The 19,657-nt window shown below is 37.1% G+C and carries 18 protein-coding genes; 11 read left to right on the top strand and 7 right to left on the bottom strand.

What is annotated here, in order from left to right; genetic code table 11:
• Positions 1-19: 19 nt before the first annotated feature.
• Genes MKJ01_RS14955 through MKJ01_RS14970 form a run of 4 tightly spaced genes read left to right on the top strand, consistent with a single transcriptional unit; the run spans position 20 to position 5,414 of the window.
• A complete protein-coding gene (locus tag MKJ01_RS14955) occupies positions 20-979 on the top strand; it encodes a WG repeat-containing protein (RefSeq protein ID WP_241614881.1) in 960 nt (319 codons plus the stop codon).
• Positions 980-1,013: 34 nt separating this feature from the next.
• On the top strand, positions 1,014-4,709 hold the full coding sequence (locus tag MKJ01_RS14960; protein ID WP_241614880.1) for a phosphoribosylformylglycinamidine synthase: 3,696 nt from the start codon (positions 1,014-1,016) through the stop codon (positions 4,707-4,709).
• A complete protein-coding gene (locus tag MKJ01_RS14965) occupies positions 4,687-5,079 on the top strand; it encodes a hypothetical protein (RefSeq protein ID WP_241614879.1) in 393 nt (130 codons plus the stop codon). Before MKJ01_RS14960 ends, MKJ01_RS14965 begins: the two co-directional genes overlap by 23 nt.
• Positions 5,080-5,081: 2 nt before the next feature.
• Positions 5,082-5,414 carry a gamma-glutamylcyclotransferase family protein gene (locus MKJ01_RS14970; RefSeq protein WP_241614878.1) on the top strand — a complete coding sequence of 111 codons (333 nt, stop codon included), beginning with the start codon at positions 5,082-5,084 and terminating at the stop codon, positions 5,412-5,414.
• A 78-nt stretch (positions 5,415-5,492) separates the two neighbouring features.
• Here MKJ01_RS14970 and MKJ01_RS14975 read toward each other — a convergent pair whose 3' ends face one another.
• Positions 5,493-5,849, bottom strand: a complete 357-nt coding sequence (locus MKJ01_RS14975; protein ID WP_241614877.1) for a diacylglycerol kinase family protein — start codon at positions 5,847-5,849, stop codon at positions 5,493-5,495.
• Positions 5,850-5,954: 105 nt separating this feature from the next.
• On the opposite strand from MKJ01_RS14975, the gene MKJ01_RS14980 reads away from it, so the two are divergent.
• The 4 genes from MKJ01_RS14980 (at position 5,955) to MKJ01_RS14995 (ending at position 11,015) form a co-directional block, all read left to right on the top strand.
• A complete protein-coding gene (locus tag MKJ01_RS14980; protein ID WP_241614876.1) occupies positions 5,955-6,530 on the top strand; it encodes a hypothetical protein in 576 nt (191 codons plus the stop codon).
• 84 nt (positions 6,531-6,614) lie between these two features.
• Positions 6,615-7,745, top strand: a complete 1,131-nt coding sequence (gene dnaN, locus MKJ01_RS14985) for a DNA polymerase III subunit beta (protein WP_241614875.1) — start codon at positions 6,615-6,617, stop codon at positions 7,743-7,745.
• Between the two features lie 238 nt (positions 7,746-7,983).
• Entirely contained in the window at positions 7,984-10,386 is a 2,403-nt protein-coding gene (pheT, locus tag MKJ01_RS14990; protein WP_241614874.1) for a phenylalanine--tRNA ligase subunit beta, read from the top strand.
• 218 nt (positions 10,387-10,604) lie between these two features.
• Positions 10,605-11,015 carry an META domain-containing protein gene (locus MKJ01_RS14995; protein ID WP_241614873.1) on the top strand — a complete coding sequence of 137 codons (411 nt, stop codon included), beginning with the start codon at positions 10,605-10,607 and terminating at the stop codon, positions 11,013-11,015.
• A gap of 176 nt (positions 11,016-11,191) precedes the next feature.
• On the opposite strand, the gene MKJ01_RS15000 is transcribed toward MKJ01_RS14995, so the two are convergent.
• The 6 genes from MKJ01_RS15000 to MKJ01_RS15025 form a co-directional block, all read right to left on the bottom strand.
• Positions 11,192-11,434 carry a hypothetical protein gene (locus MKJ01_RS15000; RefSeq protein ID WP_241614872.1) on the bottom strand — a complete coding sequence of 81 codons (243 nt, stop codon included), beginning with the start codon at positions 11,432-11,434 and terminating at the stop codon, positions 11,192-11,194.
• Positions 11,435-11,471: 37 nt separating this feature from the next.
• Positions 11,472-12,791: a hypothetical protein gene (locus tag MKJ01_RS15005; RefSeq protein ID WP_241614871.1), complete on the bottom strand. Its 1,320-nt coding sequence runs from the start codon at positions 12,789-12,791 to the stop codon at positions 11,472-11,474.
• Positions 12,792-12,863: 72 nt separating this feature from the next.
• Entirely contained in the window at positions 12,864-13,754 is an 891-nt protein-coding gene (locus MKJ01_RS15010; protein ID WP_241632688.1) for a 3-hydroxybutyryl-CoA dehydrogenase, read from the bottom strand.
• Between the two features lie 23 nt (positions 13,755-13,777).
• Positions 13,778-14,188 carry a hypothetical protein gene (locus tag MKJ01_RS15015; protein ID WP_241614869.1) on the bottom strand — a complete coding sequence of 137 codons (411 nt, stop codon included), beginning with the start codon at positions 14,186-14,188 and terminating at the stop codon, positions 13,778-13,780.
• A gap of 32 nt (positions 14,189-14,220) precedes the next feature.
• A complete protein-coding gene (bla-A, locus tag MKJ01_RS15020; protein WP_241614868.1) occupies positions 14,221-15,096 on the bottom strand; it encodes a CGA/CIA family class A beta-lactamase in 876 nt (291 codons plus the stop codon).
• Between the two features lie 270 nt (positions 15,097-15,366).
• The gene (locus tag MKJ01_RS15025; RefSeq protein WP_241614867.1) at positions 15,367-15,918 is read right to left on the bottom strand and encodes a lipopolysaccharide assembly protein LapB; all 552 of its coding nucleotides are present in this window, start codon (positions 15,916-15,918) and stop codon (positions 15,367-15,369) included.
• 179 nt (positions 15,919-16,097) lie between these two features.
• On the opposite strand from MKJ01_RS15025, the gene pepE reads away from it, so the two are divergent.
• The 3 genes from pepE (at position 16,098) to MKJ01_RS15040 (ending at position 19,434) form a co-directional block, all read left to right on the top strand.
• A complete protein-coding gene (gene pepE, locus MKJ01_RS15030; protein WP_241614866.1) occupies positions 16,098-16,790 on the top strand; it encodes a dipeptidase PepE in 693 nt (230 codons plus the stop codon).
• A 112-nt stretch (positions 16,791-16,902) separates the two neighbouring features.
• On the top strand, positions 16,903-18,273 hold the full coding sequence (gene dacB, locus MKJ01_RS15035; protein ID WP_241614865.1) for a D-alanyl-D-alanine carboxypeptidase/D-alanyl-D-alanine-endopeptidase: 1,371 nt from the start codon (positions 16,903-16,905) through the stop codon (positions 18,271-18,273).
• A 6-nt stretch (positions 18,274-18,279) separates the two neighbouring features.
• Positions 18,280-19,434: a HAMP domain-containing sensor histidine kinase gene (locus MKJ01_RS15040; RefSeq protein ID WP_241614864.1), complete on the top strand. Its 1,155-nt coding sequence runs from the start codon at positions 18,280-18,282 to the stop codon at positions 19,432-19,434.
• Positions 19,435-19,657 lie beyond the last annotated feature (223 nt).

Here is a 19,657-nt window from a genome sequence, read left to right on the forward strand (position 1 = left end):
TCTCACCAAAAAATAGAATATGAAAAAAGTGTTTTTAAGTTTAGCATGTATTCCGCTTTTGTGTTTCGCCCAGAAACGGGAAGTTTTACAATATTTTAAAACAAAAGATTCTTTGGTGGGAGTCAAAAATAAAGAAGGGAAAATCATTGTTCCTGCCCAGTTCAATATTTTTTCGTATTTGAAGGATGGAGAGTTGGTGAAAGGGGAAACGATCTATTTCGACGGTCCTAAAAAGAACGAAGTTAAAGAAAAAAATACCTGGGGATATGTGTATGATAAAAAAGGTAATTTTCTGTACCGGCCATTCTTTTTTGATAATGGAGCCGATTACTTTTCAGAAGGTGTCAGAAGATTCGTTAAGAATGGGAAAGTAGGTTTTGTAGATAGAAACGGGAGAGTTGCTATTGAAGCAAAACATGATTTTGCGGCGCCTTTTAATTACGGGTACGCTGCATTCTGTAACAGCTGCGACTGGGAGAAAACTGAAGATGAGCATAAAGCCATTGTAGGTGGAACCTGGGGCGTTATGAATTTTAAAGGAGAAGAGGTGCAGCCTGTGGCTCAGTCTGAAAACGCTGTGGAAGTAGAAGGGAAATATTTTCCTGATCCGTTTGAATACAATGAAAAAGAAAAAGATATTCTTCTTTTTTTCGAAAGACAAAATAAAAAACTCTCAGATATTTATTATGTAAATGTTTACAACAAATTATCTGAAAATGAAAAGAAATTATATTTTGAAATTGTGGAAAGACCAAAAGAAAATTTCCCTTTTTATCAGGTCAACACTTATGATTACAGAAAATATGATCTGGGATCAATGTATGATTTCAAATTTTTAATCTCGGAAGACCGCAAAAATATTTTCGCACTGGATTACGATGATGAAAAAATTCCTTTTGAAAAATGGCTGAAACGGAAAACGAAAGAGGCGGTTAGGTATCAGAAAGAACATCCCGATAATCCGAATAAAATTAAGTAAATAAAGTCTAATAATATTTAATATCTGACATCTAATGTCTCAAAACAAAAGAATTTTCGTAGAAAAAAGAGGAGTTTTCGATGTGGAAAGTCCAAAAATTTTTGATGAAGTAAAAGCGGTGGTTCCGTTGATCCAAAGTGTAAAGGTGTATAACGTTTACGATATTTTCGGGTTACATGACGGAGAGTTTGATAAAGTAGTCAACAGTACTTTCGTAGATCCTGTTACAGATCTTTTAATCGAAGAAAACCCTGCACAGGGAATTCATTTCGCATTAGAATTTTTGCCCGGACAATATGACCAGCGTGCAGATTCTGCCCAACAATGTATTGCTTTACTTACTGGAAATGAAAAGTCTAAAGTAAGAAGTGGAAAATTAATCGAGTTTGAAGGAATTTCCGAATCTGATTTGGCAAAAATCAAAGATCTTTTAATTAATAAAGTTGAATCTCAGGAAAAAGATTTATCGGTTCTCAATATTCCTGCGGAAGAAACACCGTCAGAAGTTCCGGTACATGAAGGATTCATCAATTTTGATGATGCTCAGCTTGAAGAATTCTTTAACAATCACGGTTTTGCATTAGGTTTGGATGATTTGAAATTCATTCAGGAATATTTTAAGACTGAACGAAGAAATCCTACAGAAACTGAACTTAAGGTTTTAGATACCTATTGGAGTGATCACTGCCGACATACTACTTTTGAGACAGAATTGTCTGATATTGAGTTTGAAGGACAGTTTAAACATACCCTGGAAACCATTTTCAATGATTATATTGAAAAAAGAAAATTTTTAGGCCGCGAATTAAAGCCGATTTCTTTAATGGATCTTGCCACGGTTTGCGCCCGGTATTTCCATAAGACAGGGAATCTTGAAAACCTGGTGGTTTCAGATGAAATCAATGCGTGCACAATTCAAATTGAAGCAGAATACGATGGCAAAAAAGAACCATGGTATTTGTTATTCAAAAACGAAACGCACAATCACCCGACAGAAATTGAACCTTTCGGCGGCGCTTCCACATGCTTGGGCGGTGCGATCAGGGATCCTTTATCAGGAAGATCGTATGTGTTCCAGGCGATGAGATTAACGGGTGCGGCTGATGTACTAGAACCCGTTGATAAAACATTACCGGGAAAATTACCTCAGAAAACAATCACTAAACAGGCGGCGAACGGATATTCTTCTTACGGTAACCAAATCGGTTTGGCGACTACCATGGTTTCTGAAATCTATGATGAAGGATACAAAGCAAAAAGAATGGAAGTCGGTTTCGTTACCGGAGCGGTTCCTGTAGATTGGGTAAGACGTGAAAAGCCAGAGGCCGGAGACTCTATCATTATTTTAGGAGGAGCTACGGGACGCGATGGTGTAGGCGGGGCAAGCGGAAGCTCAAAAGAACAGGACGAAACCTCTATCCATACCATGAGTTCGGAAGTTCAAAAAGGAAATGCCGTTGAAGAACGTAAAATCCAAAGGTTATTCAGAAATCCGGAAGTGACGAAACTGATTAAAAAATCAAATGATTTCGGAGCCGGCGGAGTTTCCGTTGCCATTGGTGAAATTGCTGACTCACTGGAGGTGAATCTGGATGTACTGCCTTTAAAATATGAAGGACTGAACGGTACTGAACTCGCTATTTCCGAATCTCAGGAAAGAATGGCGGTCGTTGTAGAGCCGAAAGATAAAGAACCGTTCATCAAATTCTGTGAAGCTGAGAATATTGTGGCTGTTGAAGTGGCAAAAGTAACGGATTCCGGAAGAATGCAGATGTTCTGGAAAGGGAATAAAATTGTGGACCTGTCAAGGGAGTTTTTGGATACCAACGGATGTTCAAAAAGCCAGGAAGTTAAAATTACCCACCTTAATGAAATCAAAGAAGAAACTCCTGCATTTAATGAAGAGAATTTCCTTAAAATATTGAGCGATAAAAATGTAGCTTCTCAAAAAGGTCTGCTTGAAATGTTCGATTCATCGATTGGTGCGACTACGGTTGCGATGCCTTTAGGCGGGAAATACCAGCAGACTTTGATGGAAGGAAGTGTTCAGACATTGCCAATCATCGGTGCTAAAGATATCGAAACGGTTTCTTTGGCGAGTTGGGGATTTGATGCCGGAATTTCTAAGCAGAATTCATTGCTGGGTGCTTCCTATGCAGTCGTTGAAAGTGTAGCGAAAATCGTTGCGATGGGCGGCAATTATAAAAATATCAGATTAAGCTTCCAGGAATATTTTGAAAAATTAGGACACAACCCTGAAAAATGGGGCAAACCTCTGGCTTCTCTTTTAGGAGCTTATGATGCACAGATCAATCTTGGCCTGGCGGCCATCGGAGGGAAAGATTCGATGAGTGGAACGTATCAGGATCTGAATGTTCCGCCAACGTTGATTTCTTTCGCCTGTGCAAACGGAGAAAAGAAAAATATTATCTCTCCTGAATTTAAGAATGAAGGAAACAAAGTCTATTTCTTCAATCATATCGCTCAGGAAAATGGACTTCCGGCTTATAACACTTTAAAAGAAATTTTTGAACTGATTTTTGAAAATATCAAAGCGGGAAAAATTGTTTCGGTAAAAACGGTTAAAGAAGGCGGAGTAGCGGTTGCTTTAGCAAAAATGAGCTTTGGAAATAAGCTGGGTGCTGAAGTTAACGTCGACGAAAGCATCTTACTGGCTAAAAATATCGGTAGCTTAATTATTGAATCTAAAGAAGAATTAAGTTCTGTAAACCTTCAGTTAATTGGAGAAGTTAAAAATTCTGACAATATCAAAATAAATGATGCTGAATTTGCCATTGAGGATTTATTAGCTGCAAATACAAATACATTTGAAAACCTTTTTCCAACGGTTGAAAAAGAAAAACTGACGGTTGAAATTGATGAGAAATTAAACTCGATCAACCCAAGAAATATCATCATTAAAAAACACGGGATTGCCCAGCCGAAAGTATTTGCTCCGGTGTTCCCGGGAACGAACTGTGAGTATGATACCCTAAATGCTTTTGCCAAAGAAGGCGCGGTCATCAGCAGTTTACCTTTAATTAACATCAACCACCAATTATTGGATGAAAGTATTGACGCTTGGGTGGAGGAGATCAGAACTTCCCAGATTCTGGCGTTCTCAGGAGGATTCTCAGCAGGTGACGAGCCGGATGGTTCCGCGAAATTCATTGTCAACGTTTTGAAAAACGGGAAGATGAGAAATGCTGTTCACGAATTATTGGATAGGGACGGTATGATCATTGGAATCTGTAACGGGTTCCAGGCATTGGTAAAATCAGGATTATTGCCTTATGGAAGAATCAAAGACTTGGATGAAAATTCTCCTACGTTGGCGCACAATGCCATCAGAAGACATATTTCCCAGATGGTGAATGTAAAGGTTCTGAACGATGAAAGCCCATGGTTAAAAGGAATGAAAGATCAGGTATTTACCATTCCTATTTCTCACGGGGAAGGCCGTTTTATGGCTTCCCAAGATGAAATTAAGAGATTGTATGAAAACGGACAGATTGCAACACAATATTTAGATTTAGATGGGAATGTTGCTCACGGAATGCCTTTCAACCCAAATAATTCGTTATTCGGAATTGAAGGAATCACAAGTCCGAATGGAAAGATTTATGGAAGAATGGGCCACCCGGAACGTTTTGCAGAAGGACTGATGAAAAATATTCCGACCGCAAATTATCACAACATCTTTAAAAATGGAGTGGAATACTTCAAATAATAATAAGAAAATGACTGTCATCAATGGCAGTCATTTTTCTAATCTGGCAGGCTTCTATGAAGAAGTTTCCAATATATTGATGAATGCTGAAGACGACTGGAAAGTCGGGACACTGGATGGTTTTGATGATATTCTGTATGGCTTTCAAGGAGAAATAATATGGAAAGAATCTCAGAAATCGAAGGAAGATCTTGGCTTTGAAGCCACTAAGGAATTTTACGAAAACAAAATCCGTCAGGGCAAACCGTTTAATATAAAACTGATTCAGCAGAAGTTGGATCAACTGCTAGACGGAAATGGACAGACTCTATTTGAAATCCTGGTTGAAATTATAGAATCCCATAAAAATATTAAACTCATTCTGGATTAATTATGCCTTATTTATTCTCATACGGAACTTTACAGAAACGAAAAGTTCAAATTGAAACTTTCGGAAGGATTTTAGAAGGGGAAGAAGATGTTTTAACAGGTTACAGGCTTGAAATGTTAGAAATTACCGATCCCGAGGTTCTCAGAAAGAGCAATCAAACCTTCCATCCGATTCTTAAATTCTCAGGAAGCCCTGAAGATGAAATATCAGGTGTTCTGTTCACCGTCACAGAAGAGGAACTGCTCCAGGCAGACGAATACGAAGTAAAAGATTACAAAAGAATTGAAACCGTTTTTAAGTCAGGAAAACATGGATTTATTTATGTCGGAAAGTAAGTTTTTTGATGATGAAAAAATGTCTTTATGTGGAATTATGATCTGTAATGCCTTCTAATCTGTATGCCAAAAATGAGCTCAGATAAAAATATATTTACGGTAGACGAAGAAGCCGATGATCACCGAAGCAAAAGCCATTAAAATAACAGCACCGGCAGAAATATCTTTAATAAATCCAATCCTTTTATCAAATTCAGGCTGAATAAAATCACAGATTTTTTCAATGGCCGTATTGAAAATTTCTGCAGCCAGAACTCCGAAAGAAACCATAAGGACAAAAACAGCATCAGTATCTGAAAGTTCCAGATAAAAAATGAGGAACAGGTTAATGAAAAAAGCCAAAAGCTCAATCTGAAAATTCCGTTCATCTTTCATCATCAGGAAAATCCCCCTGGATGCATTCCGGAAACTTTTATGAATGGGCGGCTTTCTCATTTTTAATTTTTACAAATATAACATAAGTATTTTGAAGGTATTTATTTTATCGGTTATCTTTGAATAATAATGATAACAGTGATGAAGAATAAAGTGTGGTTTTTTTTGAGCGTTTTAATATCAGGATTAGGTTTTTCCCAGGATTATCAAACTAAGATTGCCAGAACAACCTGTGAATGCTTCAATAAAGCTAAAGCGGAAAACCCAGATCCCAAAACACTTGAAATAAAACTTGGATTATGTATTATCCAAGGCGCTCAGCCCTATGCAAAAGAGCTGAAAGAAGATTATAATCTCGACATCCTTAAAGATGATTCTTCAGAAACGGGAAAATTAGTTGCCACTTGGCTTTTAAAAGAATGTCCGGAAAAGGTAATGGAGCTTTTTAAAACCGAGAAGAATAATAAAATCTCGAAGGATGATTCAGAACTGCTGATCAGCGGAACCGTTACAAGAATAGAGAAAGATAATTTTGTCGTATTTCATGTTGCAGGAGACAATAAAATCCTGACAAAGCTTTACTGGATATCTCCTATAGAATCCAATCTGGATTTGCCAAAGGAGTACAGCTCGCTGCTGAATAAAAAAATAAATATCGGATATTACACAGATGAAATTTTTGATGTTAAAATTAATGACTACAGAAAGGTAAACATTATTTCGACACTGAAAACCGATTAATGACGATTGTGAAAAACTCATCTGATTATTTCTTCTCAATCTATTTTCTATTTATTATATTTGTAAAAACTTATTTTTAAATCTATGAAATTTATTATTTCAAGTGGTGAACTGCAGAAAGCTTTGCAAACTGTAAGTGGCGTAATATCAAGCTCTCAGTCGAGACCGATTTTAGAAAACTATCTTTTTGAGTTAGACGGAAATAACGTTACCATTACAGCATCTGATGGCGAAACGACTCTGGTAACCTCTCTTGATGTAAAATCTGACGATACCGGGAAATTTGCTGTTCCTGCTAAGATTTTTCAGGATTTCATCAAGACGTATGGGGAACAGCCGCTTACCTTAGCGGTAAGAGACAATGAAGAAGGAACAGGAAGTCAGCTTGAAATTTTAGATGAAAAAGATAATTTTGCTGTAGCTTTGGACAATGCAGATGATTATCCGGAATTGCCGGAATTTGATGCTTCCCAAAGTGTAACCATGTCTGCAGGAGTTCTTTCTGAAGCATTAACCAACACTCTTTTTGCAACCAGCAACGATTCTTTGCGTCCCGTAATGACAGGTGTATTATTCCAGTTTGGAGAAAATGAAACCAATTTTGTCTCTACCGATTCTCACAGGCTGGTAGTATACAAAAGAATGGATCTGATGAATACCGAACCGATGGAATTCATTATGCCTAAAAAACCGCTGAATATTTTCAAAAATATTTTAGCCAGCTCCAATGAAGACGTAACCATCGACTTCAATGAGAATATGGCCAAATTTACTTTTGGGAAACACATCTGGATCTGTAGATTAATCGATGGGAAATACCCGAATTATACGGCGGTAATTCCTAAAGAAAACCCGAATGTATTAACTATTAACAGGAATCTTCTGTTAGGTGCTATTAAAAGGGCTTCGATCATGTCCAACAAATCAACCAACCAGGTACGTTTTAAGCTGTCTGCCAACATTCTTCATCTTCATGCAGAAGATACTGAATATGCAAACAAAGCGGATATGCAGATTCCCTGCGATTATAACGGAGAAGATATTAACATCGGGTTCAGCTCTAAGTTTTTAACGGAAATGCTGACGATCTTAGGTTCAGACGATATCACCATGAAAATGTCCCAGCCGAACAGGCCGGGAATCATTGAGCCGCTTGACGGGCTTGAAGAAAATGAGAATATCTTAATGTTATCCATGCCGGTAATCGGATTGTAACAGTAAATAAATTATATCAGTAAAAAGGTTTTGTTCTTCAAAACCTTTTTTGTTTTGTACTATTTAAATCCGTGTAAGTGAACGAAATTATAGTAGATTGAAACCGGTGCACTAAACAGATTCAGAAAATCGGCAGATCAAAGTATTTGTTTTATGACCCTTAAAATTTCTCTGTTTCTCAAAAAAACACGACATTTGTAACTCGAAAAATTTAAATAAAATTTTCAAAATATATTCAATGAAGATATCAAACAACTGGCTTAAAGACTTTATCAGAACAGAAATCAGAACGGAAAGAATCGGTGAGTTTCTTACGGATATAGGCCTTGAAGTTGAAGGGATAGAAAAATTTGAAAGTATAAAAGGTAATCTTGAAGGAATTGTAATAGGTAAAGTTTTAACCTGCGAAAAACACCCGAATGCGGATAAGCTGAAAAAGACTACCGTAGATGTAGGAAGCGGCAAGATTCTTCATATCGTTTGCGGAGCTCCGAATGTGGAAGCCGGACAAACAGTACCCGTAGCGGTTGTAGGAACCAGGATCTATGATAAAACCGGAGATTTTTTTGAGATCAAGGAAGCAAAAATCAGAGGCGAGGTATCCCAGGGCATGATTTGCGCAGAAGATGAGTTGGGTTTAAGCAATGACCACGGCGGAATTATGGTTCTGGATGAAGTAAAGTACGAGGTAGGAAAGAATTTTGCTGATTATTTTGAATTGACAAACGATGAAGTTTTTGAAATCGGCTTAACCCCGAACAGGACGGATGCGATGTCGCATTATGGAGTTGCAAGGGACCTGAATGCTTATCTTTCCACCAATCAGCAGAAAGCTGAATTTGAAAAAGTATCTTCCGTTGCCTTAAGCAGCGAAGGCTCTCATGAATTCACATTGGAAGTTGAGAATACTGAGCTATGTCCAAGATACATAGGAGCCGTTATTGAAAACGTAAACGTTGCAGATTCTCCCGACTGGCTGAAAGCCCGGTTAAAAGCGATTGGCCTGAGTCCGATCAATAATATTGTAGATATTACCAACTATATTCTTCACGGTTACGGACAGCCTCTTCATGCCTTTGATGCAGATAAAATTGCAGATAAGAAAGTAAAAGTGGGAACCGTAAAAGAAGGAACCAAATTCACCACTTTGGATGGAGTGGAAAGAACGCTGAACGGGTCAGAAATTATCATTAAAGACGGAAAAGATCAGCCGATGTGCATTGCCGGAGTTTTTGGTGGTGCTCATTCCGGAGTGTCCGGTGATACGAAAACCATATTTCTGGAAAGTGCCTATTTCAATCCGGTAGCCATCAGGAAAGCAGCTAAATTCCACGGACTGAATACCGATGCTTCTTTCAGATTTGAGAGAGGAGTGGATCCGAATATCACAAGAACTGCCATTACCCATGCTATTAAGCTGATTCAGGATCTGGCAGAAGGGAAACTGGCAGGAGAGCTTCTGGAGGAATACCCGAAGAAATTAGAAGATAATTATGTGATCATCAGATTCTCAAAAATCGAACAGATTTTAGGGACAAAGATCCACAGAGAGAAAGTAAAAGAAATTTTAAAGGCGCTGGATATTCAGGTATTAAATGAAATTCAGAACGGTCTTGAAATCTCTGTTCCGGCTTACAGAGCTGATGTGACAAGGGAAATTGACGTTATTGAGGAGATTTTAAGGATTTACGGCTACAATAAAATCGATGCTCCGCAAAAGATATCATTTACGCCTGTTAAACTAAGTGCTCAGGATCAGGACGAATTGGAAAACAATTGGGCAAGGACTTTACAGGGACTTGGTTTTAATGAAGTGATGAATAATTCACTGACTTCGGTAAAAGATGAAACCGATGCCGTAAAATTGCTGAACCCTCTGAGCAATGACTTGGCATTTATGAGAAAGTCTTTACTGGAAGGACTTTTGCAGAATGCCATCTATAATATCAACAGGAAAAACCAGGACATTAAGTTTTTTGAGTTCGGAAAAATCTATCATAAAAGAGAAAAATACGAAGAAAGAAAACAGCTCGCCATACTGGTTTCCGGTAGAGAGGTCGCTGAGAACTGGCTGCAGCCAAAATCGGCAACAAGTTTCTATCATCTGAAAGGGTATGTAAAAGTCTTACTTGAAAAATTAGCGGTTGATTATAAAGAAACGGCTCTGTCGGATGAAAGATTTTCTGACGCTTTAATGTATGAAGCAGATGGAAAAGCTTTGGTGAGAATCGGGAAAGTAGCACCGGCTCTATTGAAAGATTTCGATATTGATCAGGATTGTTTTTATGCCGAAATTGAACTGGAATATGCGCAGGAACTGCGTTCTAAAAACGAACTGAAATTCAGGGATATTCCAAAATTCAATAAAACCAGAAGGGATCTGGCATTGCTTATTGATAAAAATGTAAACTACGAAGATCTTTATCAGACAGCAAGAAAGAATAAGTCGCCTTATCTTAAAGGAATTAATTTATTTGATGTATATGAAGGTAAAAACCTTCCTGAAGGCAAAAAATCCTATGCGATGAGTTTTGAGCTTCTGAATGAAGAAAAAACCCTGGAAGAAAAAGAAATTTCTGCGGTAATGGATTCTTTGATCAAATCTTTTCAGAAGGAATTTAATGCAGAGCTGAGAGGGTAGATACATACAATCAGCATGACAATAATTACAGAAACGGGCTTTAGCCCGTTTTTTATTGCTGAAACGATATGTACAGAATTATGATAGAGATTATTCTTTTTATAATTCTGTATGGGCCTAAATCTTGAAGAATCTTAAGCTCTAAGAAGCAATAAAATTTTGTTAGGCCCGTTTAAATAAGAATATTTACGTAAATTTGGTTTAAATCAATAAGGAAAATGAAAAATCTTTTTTTTAGTATAGGTGCCGCAGCAGTTCTGGTATCATGTGGAGCCATGGCGGGTTCATCCGCTTCAAAAGTTGGAAAAGCACAACCTTCTTTAACTGGTACCAAATGGGCTTTAGCAGATAATGTGAAAGGAAAAATTCCGACACTGAATATTGAAGGCGAAAAAATAAATGGAAACACTGGATGCAATAATTATTTCGGTACCGTGAAAGTTGATCCTTCCAACGGTAACTTTTCAGCCGGACAGATGGGTTCTACCAAAATGGCTTGTGATAACATGAGCGTTGAGAGAAACTTCATGGATATGATGGGAAAAGCCAATAAATACGTCCTTACCGGAAATGTTCTGGAATTGTATCAGGACAATTTATTGCTGTTGAAATTCAATAAAGCTCAATAAGAAAGAATTGTAGAGCTTATTCTACACAGAAAATAATACAAGGCCTGGATTTTTATGATTCAGGTTTTTATGTTTTTCTGATAATAGAAACAGTGGAAATAAATCGTTTATTTTGTTTATTCAAAAAGCAAAGGAACCCAATAATGAGTTCCTTTATTTTTTATGATTGAATTTTATTATTCTCCTTCCTCTTCGTCGTCGTATTTAGCCAACTCTTCATCACACCATTTGAATGCAGCTTCCACTACTTTTGTAGCCTCGTCTGCCATCGTTTCTTCATCATCACCTTCCAAATCATCCAGCCACTCAACTTCTTCTTCCTCAACATTAAGGATAAATCTAGGATATTCTGTATGAACAACGAATAAATCTTCTGGAAATTCCGAATTATCTGCTAATAAAAACTTTGGTAATTTCATTTTTTAATGTTTTAACTTTAAATCAAAGATAATAAAATTATTGGTATTTGTTCTTGTCAATCTTAATTTTTTGCAAAACTTTATACCTCGTTAAGGTGGTTCTTTTTAAAGTATCCTGCGGCTTGAAACTGAGCGTAATACGGGGATTTATCGTACTGATGAGTTCAGCCACCTGTATTTTGTCCAGATCTTCAGTCGTTTCCAGATAAAATTGTAAAGGAACTTTGTCCAGCTTCTCAGAGTGTAAAAAATTTTGCATTTCTTTTCTGTTTTCCAGATAATTTCCTTTGGAAAGCCAGGTGAACAGAAAGCCGGACATGATACTTAAAAATCCTATGGCGTATACCTTAGTGCTAAACAGTTGAAATAATTTCCTGAAATACACCAGCCAAATGGAAAAGCTGAACGGCGCAAGCAAACGATAGTCAATGGCGTTGACGGGATAAAAATACTGTACGAAATAAGAGCATATAATGCCTGCAATTCCAATAAATACAAAGAAAAATTCAGAATCAGAAAGCTTATATTTTATAAAGAGATAAATGATCAGAAGAATATTTAAAAATCCAATTCCGTAAATTGCATAATTAATCATCCCTCCGCCCGGATCTGCAATATGAATAAACGGGTTGAAGGTAGTACATAATCCCATAAACAATTCGGGGAGCAGTTTTGAGGTAGGGTGGAGACCAATGGTAAGTGCGTCTTTTATGTAGTTTTCATTAAAATAATCAATGAATAATAATTTATACAGCACGACAAATATTCCGCCTATAATTCCGGCAATAATGAAGCTTTTTGAATATTTCCTTTTCCAGAAAATCAATCCGAAAAGTCCGGTACCACCAATGACAAACAGAGAACTGTACCTGATATTGTATAGTGCAATCAGACTTAGAGACAGGTAAAAAACCGCTTTCCTTTTTTCTAATTTCCCCGTGATAATTTGTGATGAAATGTACAGAAACAATAAAACAAATGATAATGTAAGTGCTTCACTCATCGTAAAGGAAAAGATAGAAAGAAAACTGAATAAAGCACAGAGAACTACTGATTCTTTAAAGAAAAACTTTTTCTTCCACGTGAAAAAAATGATAAAGATAAAAGCTGAGATTCCGACAATCTTGCTTCCCCAGAATTCATCAAAACCAAAAAAAGTAAAAAATTTGATGCTCAACGGATAACCTAAAGGTGTTGTTGTATTATCAACAGTCGGCAAAACACGGGCAAAGCGAAGATACCGTATAGAATCGGGGCTGGTTCTTCCTTTTTCATTGAGTAAAAAACGCAAAATGGTCATCACTAAAGTAATGATGACCAATAATATCTGAATATATTTTTCTTTAAATCTTATCAAGGTTGAAGTTATTAGGTTGTAGAATTAGCATTCAAATGTATAACATATAACCCGAAACTCATAACTTAATAACTATTTTGAAAACATTTTTGCCACTTTTTCTGCTTTTTTGCTTTCGGAATAGTCGTAGAATCCTTCTCCGGATTTTACGCCTAATTTTCCGGCCATTACCATATTCACCAATAACGGATTCGGTGCATATTTAGGGTTTTTAAAGCCGTCGTACATAACGTTCAGGATGGCCAGGCATACATCAAGGCCGATAAAGTCTGCCAGCTGAAGCGGTCCCATCGGATGTGCCATACCCAGTTTCATCACCGTGTCGATTTCCTCAACGCCAGCCACACCGTTATACAATGTTTCAATCGATTCATTAATCATCGGCATCAGGATTCTGTTGGCTACAAATCCAGGATAATCGTTGACTTCAACAGGAACTTTCTCTAATGTTTTGCTCATTTCGTAAATAGAATCGAACGTTTCCCGGGAAGTAGAGTAGCCTTTAATAATCTCTACCAGTTTCATAATCGGTACCGGATTCATAAAATGCATTCCGATCACTTTGTCTGCTCTCTTCGTGGCAGCAGCAATTTTAGTAATGGAAATTGATGAAGTATTGGTCGCAAGAATACATTTTTCCGGCGCGAATTCATCCATCTGCCCGAAGATTTTTAACTTTAAATCCTGGTTTTCAGTAGCGGCTTCAACAATCAGATCAGCATTTCCGACAGCATCCTGAAGCGCTGTGAAAGTCGTGATATTTCCTAACGTCTCTGCTTTTTGTTCTTCCGTAAGGTTTCCCTTTGCAATTATTCTGTCAAGATTGGTCGTAATGGTTTTCAATCCTTTGTCTAAAGCTTCCTGTGACACATCAACCAGGTTGACAGTAAATCCGCTTTGTGCAAAAGTGTGTGCAATTCCATTTCCCATGGTTCCGGCACCGATAACGACAATGTTCTGAATCATTTTTCCTTATTTAATTAAAATTATTTCTTATAAACTGTTAGGTTTCTTGCGTTGGCAAGATCTGCTTTTTTTACTTTTTCAGATTCATTAAAATTAACCATTCCATCGCTGTTTCGTTTTCTTGCATTGTTCTGGGCGTTGATTGCTGCTTTCAATCCGCGGATAAGGCCTGTTTTCTGCATTTTTGAAAGTTGATCAGTCCCCACATACAGATTATATTCTCCCTCTCTACCCAGACCGCTCTGTTTGTATACTTCCAGTGATTTTACTCTGTTTTTCTTCTGAAAGCGGTTAAGGTAATCCATAACGGGTTTATCAGACGGAGCTCCGCAACACATGCTTGAATAGCTGATCTGCAGATAATTTTCGCTTTTTTGTGCAAACAATAAAGTACTGCCTAATAATGCTATTGCTACTGCTAAATTTTTCATAATAAATCGGTTTTAAAAATAAGCTTAAAATTTTACTTATTAAAATAATCCCAGACTGTCTTTGAAATATCTGAAATCATCTTGCAATTTACAACATCTGTTTCCGTTGAGTTGCTTATAAATACAGCTATTGCATAATGCTTGCCATTCGGTAAAGTTACGATTCCCATGTCGTTTTCAGCGACTGTTAAATCATTATCGTACTTCCCTGATGATCCCGTTTTGTGAGCTATAACTCCTTTAGAAAGCTGTTCTTTTAATTTGTTTCCTCCTGTGGACGTATTCAGCATAATATTGTATAAATAAGCAGTCGACTTTTTAGAAAGAATTTTTTCGCTATAAAACCTTTGCAATAAAGCAACAGCGGAATTAGTAGTGCTGTAATTTTTATATTGATTTTTCCAGTCTTTATGCATTTCGTATTCGTTGACTAAAATCTGAAAACCTTTCACACCCTTAGAATTCATGAACTTTTGAACGGTTTGAGTACCTCCGATGAGACTCAGTAAAAAATCACAGCCATTATTATCACTCCCGCTAACGGTATAATCAATGATTTCACCTAAACTGAGCGTAATATCACCTTTCGGATATTTCTTTTTAATCGGTGACCAGGTATTGGGTAATAATTCTGATTCTTTTAATAAAAACTTCTGATCAAGTGAAAACTTTCCCTTATCCACCAAATCAAGCACTGCACAAGCGATATGAAACTTGAAAACACTTAAGGTAGGAAGCTGCTTATCTCCGTTTTTGTTGTATGTAAAATGATCTTCAAAACTTAAAACTGAAACTCCTACAGTTGCTTTTTTATCTTTGATAATGGAATTGACTTTCTGCTCTAAAACAGATTGCTGTGCAAAAGTAAAAGTTGAAAGTAAAAGAAAAATAAGAACTGTTTTTTTCATAATGTTTTTGGTATAAAATTCTTCTGGAATAGGTTAATTCCCTTAAGTCTCGACAAAATTAAACAATATTATTAGAATAAAGAGTGCGATATTGTACTGGGCTCTCTGGTACTCTGTCGCTATAATTTCACTAGAATAGGTAGAACTTTTATAAAGTTCAATATATTTTAATTTGAAATCAAAACTGAAATTTTATTTTCTATCTATAATAACTGCCCCAAAAAGTTTTTAACTTTTTGGGGCAGTTTAGTTTAAAAAAATGATATTTCTTTATGAGTTTAAAGCTTTGCTAAGCTTGACGGCATCCTGGTTGGTAGGATCATACTGTAAGGATTTTGCAATGTGTTCTTTGGCTTTATCACGGTTCGTTTGCTGTTCAGCAAAAGCCAGATAAAAATAGGCATATGCCAGATTTTTCTTATTCTGTTCTACTTCTTCAGGTTTTACCGTGGCAATATATTTTTCATAAGCCATTCTTGCATTGGCATCATCCTTCGCTGATTGGTAGGCATACGCCTGGCTGTAATATGACGGTGCCCAGTCCGGTAGCAATACACTTATTTTTTTCCATGTATCAATAGCGTTGGTCCAGTCTGAAGCTTCCTGGTAAGCGGTAGCAAGTTTTGCTAATGCTTCCGTATCTTTAGGATTGGTCTCTATTTGTTTTTTTAAATTGTCTATAGCCGGATTAGCTGTCTGAGCTGTTGTAACCGCTGTGGCAGAACTGTCAGTCTGTGTAGTTTGTGCACTTATAAAACCGGCACTTCCTGTAAACATTAAACCTAAAAAAAGATTTCTGATGTTAATTCTAGTCATTTTCATAATTCCTGTATTTTAAGATTACAACTTTAAAATTCAATAATAATTCCAGAAAAATATAAAATTTAGAACCTTTAGGTTTTTTTTGAAAATATTAACGGACTTGCTGTTTGTTTTATATTAATTTTTGATTCTTTCCGGTTTGAGCTATCTTTGTTATTCAACAATTTATTTAAAAATACATGAATGTTATATTAGCTTCAACCTCTACCATTTTCGGAGGAGAATATTTACATTATTTAAAAGAAGAAATAATAAGATTATATGAGGGAATTGATGAACTGGTTTTTATTCCGTTTGCAAGGCCGGGCGGAATTTCACATGATGAATATACCGCAAAAGCGAGATTTTTTTTTGAAAACATCGGCATCAAAGTAAGAGGTCTTCATGAATTTGATGATAAAATTGAAGCTCTTCATCATGCAAAAGCTTTTTTTACAGGTGGCGGAAATACTTTTTTATTGGTGAAAACGCTTCATGAAGAACGCCTGATGTCTGTTCTCAAACAAAACGTGGAAAACGGGAAGCCTTATCTGGGTTGCAGCGCAGGCAGCAATATCGGCGGCATGAATATGAAAACGACGAACGATATGCCAATCGTCTATCCGCCAAGTTTTGACTGTATGGGATTGGTTCCTTTCAACATCAATCCGCATTATCTGGATCCTGATCCGGATTTACAGCACAACGGAGAAACCCGCGAAACCCGGATTAAAGAGTTTTTAACCCAAAACCAGGCGAAAGTGATCGGACTTCGCGAAGGAAACTGGATCAGGAGAACCGGTGATAAAATTACCGTTGAAGGAAGCGAGCTGACAAGGATTTTCGAAGCAGGAAAAGAACCATATGAAATAGAAGCAGGCTCAGCATTGTAAATTTCATTAATTATATTTAGAAAGCTTAGGCACTAATACATCATCAACAATCAATGCATGATTTTAATGTATTTGTCAGAGCATTAATTATATTATTAAAAATAAAAATGGAATGAGAAAAACATTTGCCGTTCTTACCTTTTCAACACATATTATTTTTGCCCAGAATGTGGCTCAAAAGCTGGATGCCGCTACAAAAAACCTGATGGAATCTTCTGCGGCAGTTTCTTCCAGCCTGTCTTTTTATGTTGCTGATGAAAACGGGAATTTCATTTATGAATATCAGGGAAATAAAGGATTGTCTACGGCTTCTACCCAAAAGATTTTTACCGCCGCCGCTGCTCTGGAAGTATTGGGAAAAAATTATACCTACACAACTACATCAGGTTATTCGGGAACGGTTTTAGAAGGAAACCTGAACGGTAACCTGTTTATTACTTCCACCGGGGATCCTACTTTAGGAAGCTGGCGATATGATGGGTATAAACCTGAGCACTTTAAGCAGAAATTACTGGAAGCCATTAAAAAATCCGGAATTACCAAAATTTCCGGAGATCTTATCATTGATGATTCTTATTTCGATCACCAAACCATTCCCGGCGGATGGCCGTGGGATGATCTCGGGAATTATTACGGTGCAGGCGTGTGGGGAGTTAACTGGCGCGAAAACCAGTTTGACATCAACATCAGCGGAACAGAATTCAAAAGTTTCTCATATCCTCTGGAAGGGGTGAAGTGGCTGAATGATCTGAAAGCAGGAGGAAGTTCAGACCAGAGCCTGATCTTTACGGCGCCCTATTCCAATGTGGCTTTGATTAACGGAACGCTGCCTTCAAAAACAGTTACTGTTTCAGGATCCACACCCAATCCGCCTTTACAGTTAGGCATTGAAGTACAGCAATGGCTGAAAGAATCCGGAATCGGGTTTTCAGGAAAAGTAATCACCGGTTCTCAGCTTGAGATTGAAGGGAAAAAAAGATTGGAAACTCCGAAAAATAATATCATTCTCACGTATAAGTCTCCGACGCTGGATAAGATTGTGTACTGGTTTTTACGGAAAAGCATCAATATGTACGGAGAAACACTGATTAAAACGTTGGGAAAAGAAAAAAAAGGAAATCCGGGATTCAAAAGCGGAGTTGCTTACCTGAAAGAGTTCTGGAAGTCTAAAGGAATTAATGCAAATATGATCAATTTTGCAGATGGCAGCGGCCTGTCTCCCCAAAACTATGTTTCGGCAAGGGCTGAAGTGCAGGCTTTACTGTATGCCGGAAAACAATCCTGGTTTGAGTCTTACTATGACGGCTTTCCCACGCAGGATAACGGGATCAAAATGAAAAGCGGTACGATGAGAGATACAAAATCTTTTGCAGGGTTTCATACTTCGAAAGACGGCAAGAAATACGTATTTTCAATTATTATCAACAATTATCAGGGCAGCGGAAGTACGGAACTTCAAAAAATCCTGAATGTTTTAAAATAAACTGTTTTGAGAAAATCAATACTGTCCAAGCTTAATAACTGGATTATTTTTATGCTCATGACCATAGTGGTTTTAACCATTGTGATTGCTTCCACGATTCTGATTAATTTTCTTCGTAAAGAAGAAATCAAAAGGGTGGATATTCTGGTTAGTGCCGTAAAATTCCAGCAGGAAGCCACAACTCCCAATCTTGAAGTCCAGGGATTGATCCTTCAGATTTACAGTTCAAATACCACCATTCCTGTTATTATACTGGATAAAAACAACCAGATTATTGAACATAAAAATATTCCGCAGGAGATAGAAAATGATCCTGCAGAAATTGTGGCCTTTGCCAAGAAAATGGCGAAGACCTATCCTCCGATAGAGCTTAAATTCCCTAATAAAAACAACCAGTTTGTGTATTATGATAATTCCCCGTTACTGAATAATCTACGGTATTCACCTTACATTTTAGGGTTTTTCATACTCTGTTATTTCCTGTTCTCATTTTGGTTTTTAAGAACCATCAAGAAAACGGATGAAGGCTATCTTTGGGCAGGCCTGGCAAAGGAGACGGCACACCAGATCGGAACGCCACTCTCTTCCATGATCGGGTGGATGGAAATCATGAAGCTGGATACTCCCGACTCGGAAGGGGTTCATGAAATTGAAAAAGATATTGAACGCCTGAGAACTATTTCCGAAAGATTTTCCAAAATCGGTTCGGTCCCTGAGTTGAACGACCGTGATTTTAATTCAACGATCCAGGAGAATTATGATTATTTAAAAACAAGGGTTTCAGGAAAAATAAATTTTGGCTTACATCTCCCCAATTATACTATTTTAGTGCCGCACAATAAAATCCTGATCAGCTGGGTGATTGAAAACCTGGTTAAAAATGCCGTGGATGCCATGAAAGGAGTCGGTTCAATTTCTATATCTGTTTCTGAACGGAATAAAAATATCGTTATTGAAGTGCAGGACAACGGAAGCGGCATGACGAAACAGCAGGCCGCAAATGCTTTTAAACCGGGATATTCTACCAAAAAAAGAGGATGGGGTCTGGGCTTGTCTTTAGCAAAAAGGGTGATCAAAGAATATCACAACGGGGATATTAAAATTTCACAGACGGAAGTCGGTAAAGGAACTACATTCCGAATCACCATTAAGAAAGTATAAGGATCGGTTTAAATTTTATATAGCGCAGATATAAATCCAAATTTGCTGAATCTACGGATGTATATTCAAAAATAAGATGTAAACAGACTTTTACATTTAAATTGTATTTTTAGACAGATTTTGCTGCAAGAAGTAATTATTATTACAATGAAGTTGTTTAAACTTATTTATAAAAAAAAGTTCCGAGAAAATTAGCAATTTTGGATTGCAATTTAAAAGACTA

This window comes from Chryseobacterium sp. SSA4.19 (genome assembly GCF_022601875.1).
Taxonomy (GTDB): Bacteria; Bacteroidota; Bacteroidia; order Flavobacteriales; family Weeksellaceae; genus Chryseobacterium.

What these genes read in the sequence shown, in the direction of transcription:
- MKJ01_RS14955 (WP_241614881.1), top strand. Translation starts at nt 20, where the DNA reads ATGAAAAAAGTGTTTTTAAGTTTAGCATGTATTCCGCTTTTGTGTTTC.
- MKJ01_RS14960 (WP_241614880.1), top strand. Translation starts at nt 1,014, where the DNA reads ATGTCTCAAAACAAAAGAATTTTCGTAGAAAAAAGAGGAGTTTTCGAT.
- MKJ01_RS14965 (WP_241614879.1), top strand. Translation starts at nt 4,687, where the DNA reads ATGGAGTGGAATACTTCAAATAATAATAAGAAAATGACTGTCATCAAT.
- MKJ01_RS14970 (WP_241614878.1), top strand. Translation starts at nt 5,082, where the DNA reads ATGCCTTATTTATTCTCATACGGAACTTTACAGAAACGAAAAGTTCAA.
- MKJ01_RS14975 (WP_241614877.1), bottom strand. Translation starts at nt 5,849, where the DNA reads ATGAGAAAGCCGCCCATTCATAAAAGTTTCCGGAATGCATCCAGGGGG.
- dnaN (WP_241614875.1), top strand. Translation starts at nt 6,615, where the DNA reads ATGAAATTTATTATTTCAAGTGGTGAACTGCAGAAAGCTTTGCAAACT.
- pheT (WP_241614874.1), top strand. Translation starts at nt 7,984, where the DNA reads ATGAAGATATCAAACAACTGGCTTAAAGACTTTATCAGAACAGAAATC.
- MKJ01_RS14995 (WP_241614873.1), top strand. Translation starts at nt 10,605, where the DNA reads ATGAAAAATCTTTTTTTTAGTATAGGTGCCGCAGCAGTTCTGGTATCA.
- MKJ01_RS15000 (WP_241614872.1), bottom strand. Translation starts at nt 11,434, where the DNA reads ATGAAATTACCAAAGTTTTTATTAGCAGATAATTCGGAATTTCCAGAA.
- MKJ01_RS15015 (WP_241614869.1), bottom strand. Translation starts at nt 14,188, where the DNA reads ATGAAAAATTTAGCAGTAGCAATAGCATTATTAGGCAGTACTTTATTG.
- bla-A (WP_241614868.1), bottom strand. Translation starts at nt 15,096, where the DNA reads ATGAAAAAAACAGTTCTTATTTTTCTTTTACTTTCAACTTTTACTTTT.
- MKJ01_RS15025 (WP_241614867.1), bottom strand. Translation starts at nt 15,918, where the DNA reads ATGAAAATGACTAGAATTAACATCAGAAATCTTTTTTTAGGTTTAATG.
- pepE (WP_241614866.1), top strand. Translation starts at nt 16,098, where the DNA reads ATGAATGTTATATTAGCTTCAACCTCTACCATTTTCGGAGGAGAATAT.
- dacB (WP_241614865.1), top strand. Translation starts at nt 16,903, where the DNA reads ATGAGAAAAACATTTGCCGTTCTTACCTTTTCAACACATATTATTTTT.